This window comes from Pseudomonas sp. AK-TSAG1-1 (assembly GCF_056821665.1).
In genome coordinates this window covers 5,675,989-5,688,222 of the sequence record NZ_CM165965.1, presented here as the reverse complement: position 1 = coordinate 5,688,222, position 12,234 = coordinate 5,675,989, and the positions used below count along the sequence as shown (strand labels likewise).

The window sequence follows — 12,234 nt, the reverse complement described above, 5'->3', positions numbered from 1 at the left end:
ACACAACACCCTGTGGGAGCGGGCTTGCTCGCGAATGCGCTGGATCAGTCAGCCTTTTTGTTGAATGTCAGTACGTATTCGCGAGCATGCCCGCTCTCACATTAACTGTGCACCTTCTGCCCATGTGATCTGACTTTCGAGGCCTGCATGTCTTTCGATCTCGCCGCACGCCTTGCTGCCCGCCGTGCCGAAAACCTCTATCGCCAGCGCCCGCTGCTCGAATCCCCGCAGGGGCCTGAAGTGGTGGTCGACGGCCAGCCGCTGCTGGCGTTCTGCAACAACGACTATCTGGGCCTGGCCAATCACCCGCAGGTAATCGAAGCCTGGCGCGCCGGTGCCAGTCGCTGGGGCGTCGGTGGCGGGGCGTCGCATCTGGTGATCGGCCACAGCGGTCCGCACCATGCACTCGAAGAAGCACTGGCCGATCTCACGGGCCGACCGCGTGCGCTGTTGTTCACCACCGGTTACATGGCCAATCTCGGCGCGGTCACGGCGCTGGTCGGGCAGGGCGATACCGTGCTCGAAGACCGGCTCAACCACGCCTCGCTGCTCGATGCGGGCCTGTTGTCTGGCGCGCGTTTCAATCGGTATCTGCACAATGACGCCGACAGCCTGGCCAAGCGCCTGGAGAAAGCCACCGGCAACACGCTGGTGGTCACCGACGGGGTGTTCAGCATGGACGGCGACATTGCCGACCTACCGGCATTGGCTCGGGAAGCGAAAGCCAAGGGCGCGTGGTTGATGGTCGACGATGCTCATGGCTTCGGCCCGTTGGGCGCCAATGGCGGCGGAATCGTCGAGCATTTCGGCTTGAGCCAGGACGATGTGCCGGTGCTGGTCGGTACCCTCGGCAAGGCGTTCGGCACCGCGGGCGCATTTGTTGCCGGCAGCGAGGAACTGATCGAAAGCCTGATCCAGTTCGCCCGACCGTACATCTACACCACCAGCCAGCCACCGGCGCTGGCCTCTGCGACGCTGAAAAGTCTGGAGTTGCTGCGCACGGAACATTGGCGCCGAGAACATTTGCAGACGCTGATCCGTCAGTTCCGCCATGGCGCTGAGCAAATCGGTCTGCAGTTGATGGACAGCTTCACCCCGATCCAGCCCATCCTGATTGGCGATGCCGGTCGCGCCGTGCGCCTGTCGCAGATGCTGCGCGAACGCGGTTTGATGGTCACCGCAATCCGCCCGCCCACCGTGCCCGCCGGCAGCGCGCGTCTTCGCGTGACCCTGACCGCCGCCCACAGCGAAGCGCAGGTGCAGCTATTGTTAGAGGGGCTGGACGATTGCTTTGCCCAACTCTCGTCGGAGCCAAGCCATGCGTAATCGCCTGATTCTGCTGCCCGGCTGGGGGCTCGGTGTTTCGCCTCTGGAGCCTTTGGCGGCGGCGTTGCAGGGGCTCGACGAGCATCTGCATGTCGAGATCGAGCCGTTGCCGGAACTGGACTCCCGCGATCTGCAGGAATGGCTCGACGAACTCGATGAGCGTATTCCTCAGGATGCCTGGCTGGGTGGCTGGTCGCTGGGCGGCATGCTTGCTTGTGAATTGGCGGCGCGGCGTGGCGAGCGTTGTTGCGGTGTGCTGACGCTGGCGAGCAATCCATCCTTCGTTGCCCACGGGCAGTGGCCGAGTGCGATGCCGGGCGAGACGTTCGATGCGTTTCTCGCCGGCTGTACGGCCGATCCGAAAACTACCCTCAAGCGTTTCTCGCTGCTGTGTGCCCAGGGTGCGCAAGACCCGCGCGGTTTGTCGCGACTGATGCTCGGCGGTGCGCCGAACACGGCGCCGGCGGTATTGATGGCCGGGCTCCAGTTGCTCGCGCAAATGGACACGCGGGATGCGCTGCAGGCCTTTCGCGGCCCGCAGTTGCACCTGTTCGCCGGGCAGGACGGATTGGTGCCTGCGGAGGCAGCGGGTGAATTGTTCGCGCTGCTGCCGGACATCGAAATCGGCCTGATCGAACAGGCCAGTCATGCGTTTCTTCTGGAGGACCCCCACGGCGTGGCGGGTGCGATCCAGGCTTTTCTACATGAGTGCGGTGATGACTGATTTGTCTGTTGTTGCGCTGCCCGGCGGCTTGCCCGACAAGCGCCAGGTCGCGGCCTCTTTTTCCCGTGCAGCGGCCAGTTACGACAGCGTCGCCGAGTTGCAGCGTGATGTCGGTTCGCAGTTGTTGCAACGCTTGCCGACGGGTTGGGTGCCATCACGTTGGCTGGATCTGGGCTGCGGAACCGGGTATTTCACTCGTGCATTGGCTGAGCATTTTATCGCGGGGCAGGGGCTGGCGCTGGACATCGCCGAGGGCATGCTCGAACACGCGCGGCCGTTGGGTGGCGCCGAGCATTTCATCGCCGGTGATGCCGAGCGTCTGCCGCTGCGGGAGGCGACGTGTGATCTGATTTTCTCCAGCCTCGCGGTGCAGTGGTGTGCGGACTTCGAGTCGGTGCTCAGTGAGGCTTTTCGCGTGCTGAAACCCGGTGGGATTTTTGCGTTTGCTAGTCTTTGTGTAGGGACGTTGTACGAACTGCGTGATAGCTGGCGTCAGGTCGATGGCCTGGTGCACGTCAACCGCTTCCGCGAATTCGCCCGTTATCAGCAGTTGTGCTCGGACAGTGGTCTGCGCACGGTGAGTCTGCAGAATCAGGCGCATGTGCTGCATTACCCGGATGTGCGCAGCCTGACCCACGAACTCAAGGCACTGGGCGCGCACAATCTGAACCCCGGTCGGCCGGGTGGTTTGACCGGGCGGGCGCGGATTCTCGGTCTGGTCGAGGCTTATGAGCAGTACCGTCAGGCACAGGGATTGCCGGCGACCTATCAGGTGGTTTACGCCGTGTTGGAGAAGCCCTTATGAGCGCAGCCTATTTCATCACCGGGACTGACACTGATGTCGGCAAGACGACTGTGGCTGCCGGGTTGCTGCATGCGGCACGGACGGCAGGACTGAGTACGGCGGCGGGTAAACCGGTGGCCTCTGGCTGCGAAGTGACGCCCAAGGGGCTGCGCAATGCCGATGCGCTGGCGCTGCTGGCCGAATGTTCGGTGCCGCTGACGTATCAACAGGTCAATCCGGTGGCATTCGAGCCGGCTATCGCTCCGCATCTGGCAGCGCGCGAGGCGGGCGTGGCGCTGACGGTGCAATCGTTGCTGGCACCGATGCGCGAGATTCTCGCCATGAATGCCGACTTCACCCTTATTGAAGGCGCGGGTGGCTGGCGGGTACCGTTGGCGGATCAGGCCAATCTCTCGGACCTGGCGATTGCATTGAAGCTGCCAGTGATTCTGGTGGTGGGTGTGCGGTTGGGCTGCATCAGTCATGCCTTGCTGACGGCGGAGGCGGTCGCTCGCGATGGGCTGCAACTGGCCGGATGGGTGGCCAATATCATTGACCCGAAGACATCGCGGCTGGAGGAGAATCTGGCGACGCTGGCCGAACGGCTACCGGCACCGTGCCTGGGGCGCGTGCCGAAATTGAAGTCACCCAGCGCCGAGGCAGTGGCTGATCATTTGCAGCTGGATTTGCTCGATTAATGTTTTTGGCTATGACAAGGCACTGTGCCATCAGTATTTTTGACGAGTGTTTTTCTGGCGCGTCTGCTTCAATGGCAACCATTGATCCTTCCCAAGGATGAGAACTCCCATGGAAATCTCCGGTAACACAGCTTTTTATGCGGGTTTGAGCACCATTCAGACCGGGCAGAACCGCGTCGATCAGGCCGCCAGCCAGATTGCCAACAACACCATCGAGCGTTCGGTCACCAGCCAGTCTTCCGAGGCGCAAGTGGATCGTCTGCGCGGTATCGACCGCAGCCAGCAGATGGATCCGGGCAGCGCCATGGCCGAGATGGCCCAAGGCAAGTTCCAAGTGGAGCTGGGCACCAAAGTCGCCAAGGCTTCCGATGAAATGCTCGGGACGATCATCGATACGTTTGCCTGATTTTTCTCGCCTCCTGTTTGCTGAACGCCGCGCCTTGTCGCGGCGTTTTTCGTTGTAAGTCCTTCTCCCTCAACTAATCTTTTCTATCGCCCATGACGCATTGCCGTGCATGGCGGTTTGCTGTGTCCGGCGGTTTGAAAGCAGTGATGACGAACGGCAAAAGATCGATGCTTGACAAGATTTCGGCGTAAACGTATGTTTCAAACAACTGTTTGACCGTCACAACAAATCAACACGGTCGTTCATTCCCGGTTACATCAGCAGAGGTTTATCGCTATGCCTGACTACAAGGCCCCCTTGCGTGATATTCGCTTCGTTCGTGACGAACTGCTCGGCTACGAAGCGCACTATCAGAGCCTTCCGGCTTGCGCCGACGCAACGCCGGACATGGTTGACGCCATTCTCGAAGAAGGCGCCAAGTTTTGTGAGCAGGTACTGGCACCGCTGAACCGCGTGGGCGACCTCGAAGGCTGCACCTGGAGCGAGTCCGGCGTGAAAACCCCGACTGGCTTCAAAGAGGCGTACAAGCAATTTGTCGAAGGCGGCTGGCCAAGCCTGGCGCATGACGTAGAGCACGGCGGCCAAGGCCTGCCTGAGTCGCTGGGTCTGGCAGTCAGCGAAATGGTTGGCGAGGCCAACTGGTCGTGGGGCATGTACCCAGGCCTGTCGCACGGCGCGATGAACACCATCTCCGAGCACGGTACCCCTGAGCAGCAGGACGCTTACCTGACCAAGCTGGTTTCCGGCGAGTGGACCGGCACCATGTGCCTGACCGAGCCGCACTGCGGCACCGACCTGGGCATGCTGCGCACCAAAGCCGAACCTCAGGCTGATGGTTCCTACAAAGTCTCCGGCACCAAGATTTTCATCTCGGCCGGCGAACACGATATGGCCGACAACATCGTCCACATCGTACTGGCTCGCCTGCCGGATGCTCCGGCTGGCACCAAAGGCATTTCCCTGTTCATCGTTCCAAAGTTCCTGCCCAATGCTGATGGCACCCTCGGTGCACGCAACGCAGTGAGCTGCGGTTCGCTGGAACACAAGATGGGTATCCACGGCAACGCCACCTGCGTGATGAACTTCGACGGCGCCACCGGTTTCCTGATCGGCCCGGCGAACAAAGGCCTGAACTGCATGTTCACCTTTATGAACACCGCTCGTCTGGGCACCGCACTGCAAGGTCTGGCCCACGCCGAAATCGGTTTCCAAGGCGGCCTGAAATACGCTCGCGACCGTCTGCAAATGCGCTCCCTGACTGGCCCGAAAGCGCCGGACAAGGCCGCTGACCCGATCATCGTGCACCCTGACGTGCGCCGCATGCTGTTGACCATGAAGGCATTCGCCGAAGGCAACCGCGCGATGGTGTACTTCACCGCAAAGCAGGTCGACATCGTCAAATACGGCGTCGATGAAGAAGAGAAGAAGAAGGCCGACGCGCTGCTGGCGTTTATGACGCCAATCGCCAAGGCATTCATGACCGAAGTCGGTTTCGAATCCGCCAACCACGGCGTGCAGATCTACGGCGGCCACGGCTTCATCGCCGAGTGGGGCATGGAGCAGAACGTTCGCGACAGCCGCATTTCGATGCTGTACGAAGGCACCACCGGCATTCAGGCACTCGATCTGTTGGGCCGTAAAGTGCTGATGACTCAAGGCGAGGCTCTCAAAGGCTTCACCAAGATCGTCCACAAGTTCTGCCAGAACAACGAAGGCAACGAAGCCGTCAAAGAGTTCGTCGCACCGCTGGCGGCCTTGAACAAAGAGTGGGGCGAGCTGACCATGAAGGTCGGTATGGCTGCCATGAAAGATCGCGAAGAAGTCGGCGCGGCTTCCGTGGACTACCTGATGTACTCCGGTTACGCCTGCCTGGCCTACTTCTGGGCCGACATGGCGCGTCTGGCAGCCGAGAAGCTGGCAGAAGGCACCGGCGACGCAGCGTTCTACACTGCCAAGCTGCAAACCGCGCGCTTCTACTTCCAGCGCATCCTGCCACGTACCCGCACTCACGTGGCCACCATGCTGTCGGGCGCCAACAACCTGATGGACATGAAGGAAGAAGACTTCGCGCTGGGCTACTAAGCCTTAACGCGGTCTGACGAAAACCGCTGCTCCCTTGGGGGTAGCGGTTTTTTTGTTTCAAAATCGCTCAGAAACCCGGGTTTTCTGCCGTTAAAGAGACTGCGTGTGATCTGGATCACATTGTGTGTGCTTAACTGGCCACATTGCAGGCACAATGCCATCTCTTTGATATGACGGGTCGGAGCTTTACCCTTGCCGCGTTCTTCCGCTGTACGTTTCAGTCATTTTCTACCTTCACTGCTGTTGTTACTCGCGGGGTTGGCGGCTGCGTACGTCAAAGACCTCAATGTGTTCTTCACTTCGCTGTTCAACGTGCTGCCGACTCTGGTGTTGCTGTTGGGCGGCGCTTACTGCGCGGTTTACCGACGTCAACGTGAACTGTTTCTGATGCTCACGGTGTACATCGCCTACTTTTTGCTCGACACCCAGACCGACTATTACCGCGACAACGGCAAAGTGCGCGAAGACGCCGCCGTGGTGTTCCATCTGGTCTGCCTGCTGCTGCCGTTGCTGTTCGGGCTGTTCGCCGCGTGGCAGGAGCGTACCCATCTGTTTCAGGACATGGTCGCGCGCTTCGCCGTGCTGCTGGCCTTTGGCAGTGTTGCCCTCGGACTTGAGCAGAGTTATCCGCAGGCGCTGCTGATGTGGCTCTCGGAGATCCGCTGGCCTGCGCTGCACGGCGCCTGGATGAGCCTGATCCAGATGTCCTATCCGGTGTTCCTCTCGGCGTTCCTGCTGCTGGCCTGGCAATACTGGCGCAATCCGCGCCCGCTGCATGCGGCGCAACTGGTCGGGTTGCTCGGCGTGTTCTGGATGCTGCCGAAAACCTTCATCCTGCCGTTTACCCTGAACATCATGTGCAGCCAGGTGATGCTCATGATTGCCGCTGCCGTGGCGCACGAGGCTTATCAAATGGCCTTCCGCGACGAGCTCACCGGGTTGCCGGGACGTCGCGCGCTGAATGAGCGCATGCAGCGTCTGGGGCGCAACTATGTGCTGGCGATGAGCGATGTCGATCATTTCAAGAAATTCAACGATACCCACGGTCACGATGTGGGTGACCAGGTGCTGCGGCTGGTCGCCAGCAAGCTGTCGAAAATCAGCGGTGGCGGTAGGGCGTATCGCTATGGCGGTGAGGAGTTTGCCCTGGTGTTTGCAGGCAAAACCCTTGAGGAGTGCATGCCGCACCTGGAAGTGATTCGCGAGTCGATTGCCTCCTACAACATTCAGCTGCGCAATCAGGAAAACCGTCCACAGGATGATCAGCAAGGACGGCAGCGGCGATCAGGTTCCGGCGCGTCCAGTGTGTCGGTCACGGTCAGTATCGGCGTCGCTGAACGCCTTGAGCAGCGCACCCCCGAAGAAGTGCTCAAATCCGCCGACCAGGCCCTCTACAGCGCCAAGGGTGCGGGCCGAAACTGCGTGATGGCATTCGGTCAGAACCGTCGCGGTGCGGTACGCATGGACGCTGCGGCAGGCTGAACTGCGCTCTGCTCAATGGCCGCTCTTCACTAATAAGCCCGCTGATTGCGGGCTTTGTTTTTAGTTGAACTGTTGGTGACCAAAAATAACAAAACAGTCACTGCCTGACCCTATGTGTCACAAAAGTTGTTGAGGTACACTCGGCCTCAACGAAAACACTCTTCCACGAATCACCTGTTTAGATCTTGCGAGGTTTGCCATGGCTGACTACAAAGCGCCGCTGCGCGATATGCGCTTCGTCCTCAATGAAGTATTCGAAGTCGCCAAACTCTGGGCCGAACTGCCGGCATTGGCCGAGACCGTCGATGCCCAAACCGTAGAGGCCATTCTCGAAGAGGCCGGCAAGGTCACCAGCAAAAGCATCGCGCCGCTGAGCCGTGCAGCTGACGAAGAAGGTTGCCACTGGAAGGACGGCGCCGTCACCACGCCGGCCGGTTTCCCACAGGCTTATCAGACTTACGCCGAAGGCGGCTGGGTTGGCGTCGGTGGCGATCCGGCCTACGGCGGCATGGGCATGCCCAAAGCCGTTTCGGCGCAAGTCGAAGAGATGGTCAACTCCGCCAGCCTGTCCTTCGGTCTGTACCCGATGCTGACCGCCGGTGCCTGCCTGTCGATCAACGCCCACGCCAGCGAAGAGCTGAAAGCGGCGTACCTGCCGAATATGTACGCCGGGATCTGGGCCGGCTCCATGTGCCTGACCGAGCCGCACGCCGGCACCGACCTGGGCATCATCCGCACCAAGGCCGAACCTCAGGCCGACGGTTCCTACAAGGTCAGCGGCACCAAGATCTTCATCACCGGCGGTGAACACGATCTGACCGAAAACATCATTCACCTGGTGCTGGCGAAACTGCCGGACGCACCAGCCGGCCCGAAAGGCATTTCACTGTTTTTGGTGCCCAAGTTCATGGTCAATGCCGATGGCAGCCTGGGCGCGCGCAACCCGGCGACCTGCGGTTCGATCGAACACAAGATGGGCATCCAGGCGTCCGCGACCTGCGTGATGAACTTCGACGAAGCTGTGGGTTATCTGGTCGGCGAGTCGAACAAGGGCCTGGCGGCGATGTTCACCATGATGAACTACGAGCGTCTGGGCGTCGGCATTCAAGGCCTGGCGAGCGGCGAGCGTTCCTATCAGAACGCCGTTGAATACGCCCGCGATCGTCTGCAGAGCCGTTCGCCGACCGGCGCGCAGAACAAGGACAAGGTCGCTGACCCGATCATCGTCCACCCGGACGTGCGTCGCATGCTGCTGACCATGAAAGCGTCGAACGAAGGTGGCCGTGCATTCTCCACCTACGTGGCGATGCAGCTCGATACCGCCAAGTTCAGTGAAGACGCCACGACCCGCAAACGTGCGGAAGATCTGGTGGCCTTACTGACTCCGGTGGCCAAGGCGTTCCTCACCGACCTGGGCCTGGAAACCACCGTTCACGGCCAGCAGATTTTCGGCGGTCATGGTTACATCCGCGAGTGGGGCCAGGAGCAACTGGTGCGTGACGTGCGCATCACCCAGATCTACGAAGGCACCAACGGCATTCAGGCGCTGGACCTGGTCGGGCGCAAGATCGTGGGCAGTGGCGGCGCGTTCTACAAGCTGTTCGCTGACGAGATTCGCCACTTCACCGCGACGGCCAGCGCTGACCTGGGCGAATTCACCAAGCCGTTGAACGATGCCGTCGGCACGCTTGACGAGCTGACTGCGTGGCTGCTGGATCGGGCGAAGACCAATCCGAACGAAATCGGCGCGGCCTCGGTCGAATATCTGCAAGCGTTTGGCTACGTTTCCTACGCCTACATGTGGGCACTGATGGCCAAAGCTTCGCTGGGCAAGGAAGCGCAGGACGATTTTTACGCCAGCAAGCTGGGCACCGCACGGTTCTATTTCGCCCGTCTGCTGCCGCGTATTCACTCGTTGAGCGCGTCGGTGAAGGCTGGCAGCGAATCGCTGTTCCTGCTGAGCGCTGAGCAGTTCTGATGATGTAACGTCATGTAAGCATTTTCTTACATGACGTGCTGCTGTTCTCCCATAGGCGTAGATTGGATCCACAGCTAATCTACAACTCATGGACGTCGCGCAGGAAGCGCAAAGCAACAACACGGACACGTAGGATTCTGCCAGGGTGGCGGAGTGAAATGGATGTCAGGGAAACAGTCTGCAAAGCCCCGCTTCGGCGGGGTTTTCTTTTGCCTGAAGAAAAGTGTTCAGGCCAGGGGATCCAGCGCCGGTTTCACTTCACGTTCCATCACCTCCTCCAGCAATGTCCGTAGCAGCGCCAAAGAGGCCTGCTGGCGTTGCACGTCGCGACACACCAGGCCAACCTTCAGCGGCACTCGTGGCTCACTCAGTGGCTTCCACAGAAGATCCTGATCGTCGTATTCTTTTTGCGAGCGCCCTGGCAGCACCGTCGCCAGCTTGGTGTGCGGCAAACTGTCGAGAATCCCCACCATATTGTTCAGCTCGGCCTGCACCTGCGGACGACGGCCGAGGCTGCTCAGTTGCGCCTGCCAGATCTGCCGGATCTGGAACTCTTCACCCAGCAATAACATCGGCAACTCGGCGGCCTGACGCATCGAGACCTTCTTGAACTCACGCAATGGATGATCTGCCGGGATCACCAGCGTCAGCTCATCTTCGTACAGCATCACGCCATGCAGCCCGGGCTGTCGGGGTGGCAGATAGCTGATGCCGATGTCCAGCGAACCATTGAGCAATCGTCGTTCGATCTCAAGTCCGGTCAATTCATAAATCTGCACCACCAGATGTGGCTGCGCCTTGCGCACCCGCTCGAGCATTTGTGGCACGAGGCTGGTGTGTACGGTTTGCAGCACACCAATCGCCAAGGTGCGCACCGCCTGGCCCTTGAAGTTGCCCAGCGCCTCACGCGCCCGTTGCAGTCCATCGAGCAGCGGCAGGGCGTGGTTGTACAACGTGTGTGCAGCCAGGGTCGGCAGCAGGCGTTTGCTGCTGCGTTCGAACAGGGTGACATCGAGGTTCTGTTCGAGCTGGCGGATCTGCTGTGACAGCGCCGGTTGCGAGATCGACAGACGCTCGGCAGCCCGGCCGACATGACCTTCTTCGTAGACCGCGACGAAATAACGCAGTTGTTTGAAATCCATAAGTAATGCTTATCGAAAATGCTGGTAAATCGAAATGGCCCGAAGCCCTCTGTAAGCCTAGTCTAACCGCAATCACAAGGCTTACAGGGCCAGAGAGCGCGATGAATAGCGTTTGCTTCGAGAGTGTTTACATAGGCAGTTCAAAAAACCTTGAACGAGGTTTTTTTCAATGAATCTGTTCAGTTTGCGGCGTCAGACGCCAAGTCTTGATGACCTTGCGTTCGAGGCCAACCCACCCGATGCAGGCGAGAGCCTGAATGCCGAACGCCTGATGCCCAGCGTCGAACGCCCGCAGCAGGTATTCGTGCGCGGCCAGGGCTCGTGGCTGTGGGACAGCAATGACCGCGCCTATCTGGACTTCGCTCAGGCCGGCGGCGCCAACAGTCTGGGGCACAGTCCTTCGGCACTGGTCAAAGCCATTGCCAGCCAGGCTCAGGCGCTGATCAATCCCGGTTTCAATCTGCACAATCGCGGCATGCTCAGCCTCTCCGAGCGTTTGTGTGCCAGCACCTCAAGCGATCAGGCCTATTTGCTCAACAGCGGCAGTGAGGCCTGCGAGGCGGCGATCAAACTGGCACGCAAATGGGGCCAGCTGCATCGTGGCGGCGCGTCGCGGATCATCGTGGCGAAGCAAGGCTGTCACGGGCGCAGTCTGGCAACGATTTCGGCGTCGGACAGTTGCAACCTGCACAACCGCTTTGCTCCGCTGTTGCCGGGTTTCGATCGGGTGCCATTCAACGACTTGCCGGCGCTGCATGCGGCTGTCGATGCGCAAACCGTGGCAATCATGCTCGAACCGATCCAGAGCGATGCCGGGGTGATTGCGGCCACCGAGCATTACCTCAAAGGCGTTGAGCGGCTGTGCCACGAACTGGGCATTCTGCTGATTCTCGACGAAGTACAGACCGGTATCGGTCGCTGTGGCACCTTGCTCGCCGAACAGTCCTACGGCGTCCGCGCGGACATCGTCGTGCTCGGCAAGGGTCTCGGTGGTGGCGTGCCGCTGGCGGCGCTGCTGGCGCGGGGCAAGGCTTGCTGTTTCGAGGCAGGCGAACTGGGTGGCACCCATCACGGCAACGCCCTGATGACTGCGGCCGGTCTGGTGGTGCTCGACAGCGTGCAGGACCGGGCGTTTCTGCAGCAAGTCAACGACCATGGCCAGTACCTGCGCGAAGGCCTCGCGAGGTTGGCACACCGTTACGGCCATGGCGAGTTGCGTGGGCAAGGGTTGTTCTGGGGCCTGAGCCTGTCCGAAGATTCTGCCGATGCCGTGGTCCATGCAGCCTTGCATGAAGGCCTGCTGCTCAACGCGCCACAAGCCAATTGCCTGCGCTTCACGCCGGCGCTCACCGTCAGCAAGGCCAATATCGACGAGATGCTCCTGCGCCTGACCCGCGCCTTCTCGCGGGTGCGCACCGCGCAATTGCAGTGTCGCAAAGGGATTGCCGTCTGATCCGAAGTTTCCCACCTGATTTCAAGAACCGTCTCGCGGTATAACGCACGCCTCACGCCTGATTCTTTTGACGTGGGGCGTTTTTTTGTCCTGGGTAGTGGCGATCAAATAGCAACGGCACTGAACCCTGACGAACGGCACGGGTCGATTAGCTTGTAT

10 protein-coding genes are annotated in these 12,234 nt (G+C 60.3%); 9 read left to right on the top strand and 1 reads right to left on the bottom strand.

Features of this window, described 5'->3' with window-relative positions; all coding sequences use genetic code 11:
- The first annotated feature begins 147 nt into the window (after positions 1–147).
- From bioF to AC1UK9_RS25785, 8 genes are all read left to right on the top strand, one after another.
- On the top strand, positions 148–1,326 hold the full coding sequence (bioF, locus tag AC1UK9_RS25820; RefSeq protein WP_482578726.1) for an 8-amino-7-oxononanoate synthase: 1,179 nt from the start codon (positions 148–150) through the stop codon (positions 1,324–1,326).
- A complete protein-coding gene (locus AC1UK9_RS25815) occupies positions 1,319–2,050 on the top strand; it encodes an alpha/beta fold hydrolase (protein WP_482578725.1) in 732 nt (243 codons plus the stop codon). Before bioF ends, AC1UK9_RS25815 begins: the two co-directional genes overlap by 8 nt.
- Positions 2,043–2,855, top strand: a complete 813-nt coding sequence (bioC, locus tag AC1UK9_RS25810) for a malonyl-ACP O-methyltransferase BioC (RefSeq protein WP_473013755.1) — start codon at positions 2,043–2,045, stop codon at positions 2,853–2,855. The genes AC1UK9_RS25815 and bioC overlap by 8 nt, the downstream gene beginning before the upstream one ends.
- A complete protein-coding gene (gene bioD / locus AC1UK9_RS25805; protein ID WP_473013754.1) occupies positions 2,852–3,532 on the top strand; it encodes a dethiobiotin synthase in 681 nt (226 codons plus the stop codon). The genes bioC and bioD overlap by 4 nt, the downstream gene beginning before the upstream one ends.
- A gap of 109 nt (positions 3,533–3,641) precedes the next feature.
- A complete protein-coding gene (locus AC1UK9_RS25800; protein WP_003228898.1) occupies positions 3,642–3,938 on the top strand; it encodes a hypothetical protein in 297 nt (98 codons plus the stop codon).
- A 276-nt stretch (positions 3,939–4,214) separates the two neighbouring features.
- Entirely contained in the window at positions 4,215–6,020 is a 1,806-nt protein-coding gene (locus tag AC1UK9_RS25795) for a phenylacyl-CoA dehydrogenase (RefSeq protein ID WP_025108590.1), read from the top strand.
- A gap of 192 nt (positions 6,021–6,212) precedes the next feature.
- A complete protein-coding gene (locus tag AC1UK9_RS25790; protein ID WP_025108591.1) occupies positions 6,213–7,502 on the top strand; it encodes a GGDEF domain-containing protein in 1,290 nt (429 codons plus the stop codon).
- A 199-nt stretch (positions 7,503–7,701) separates the two neighbouring features.
- Positions 7,702–9,480 carry an acyl-CoA dehydrogenase C-terminal domain-containing protein gene (locus tag AC1UK9_RS25785; RefSeq protein ID WP_482578724.1) on the top strand — a complete coding sequence of 593 codons (1,779 nt, stop codon included), beginning with the start codon at positions 7,702–7,704 and terminating at the stop codon, positions 9,478–9,480.
- A gap of 227 nt (positions 9,481–9,707) precedes the next feature.
- Here the strand turns inward: AC1UK9_RS25785 and AC1UK9_RS25780 are convergent, their stop codons facing one another.
- Positions 9,708–10,622, bottom strand: a complete 915-nt coding sequence (locus AC1UK9_RS25780) for a LysR family transcriptional regulator (protein WP_025108593.1) — start codon at positions 10,620–10,622, stop codon at positions 9,708–9,710.
- Positions 10,623–10,791: 169 nt separating this feature from the next.
- Between AC1UK9_RS25780 and AC1UK9_RS25775 the strand changes: the two genes are divergently transcribed.
- On the top strand, positions 10,792–12,075 hold the full coding sequence (locus AC1UK9_RS25775) for an aspartate aminotransferase family protein (protein WP_025108594.1): 1,284 nt from the start codon (positions 10,792–10,794) through the stop codon (positions 12,073–12,075).
- Positions 12,076–12,234: the final 159 nt, after the last annotated feature.

Bases quoted from the DNA above. Each gene is read 5' to 3' on its own strand.
- bioF (WP_482578726.1), top strand. From the start codon at position 148: ATGTCTTTCGATCTCGCCGCACGCCTTGCTGCCCGCCGTGCCGAAAAC.
- AC1UK9_RS25815 (WP_482578725.1), top strand. From the start codon at position 1,319: ATGCGTAATCGCCTGATTCTGCTGCCCGGCTGGGGGCTCGGTGTTTCG.
- bioC (WP_473013755.1), top strand. From the start codon at position 2,043: ATGACTGATTTGTCTGTTGTTGCGCTGCCCGGCGGCTTGCCCGACAAG.
- bioD (WP_473013754.1), top strand. From the start codon at position 2,852: ATGAGCGCAGCCTATTTCATCACCGGGACTGACACTGATGTCGGCAAG.
- AC1UK9_RS25800 (WP_003228898.1), top strand. From the start codon at position 3,642: ATGGAAATCTCCGGTAACACAGCTTTTTATGCGGGTTTGAGCACCATT.
- AC1UK9_RS25795 (WP_025108590.1), top strand. From the start codon at position 4,215: ATGCCTGACTACAAGGCCCCCTTGCGTGATATTCGCTTCGTTCGTGAC.
- AC1UK9_RS25785 (WP_482578724.1), top strand. From the start codon at position 7,702: ATGGCTGACTACAAAGCGCCGCTGCGCGATATGCGCTTCGTCCTCAAT.
- AC1UK9_RS25780 (WP_025108593.1), bottom strand. From the start codon at position 10,622: ATGGATTTCAAACAACTGCGTTATTTCGTCGCGGTCTACGAAGAAGGT.
- AC1UK9_RS25775 (WP_025108594.1), top strand. From the start codon at position 10,792: ATGAATCTGTTCAGTTTGCGGCGTCAGACGCCAAGTCTTGATGACCTT.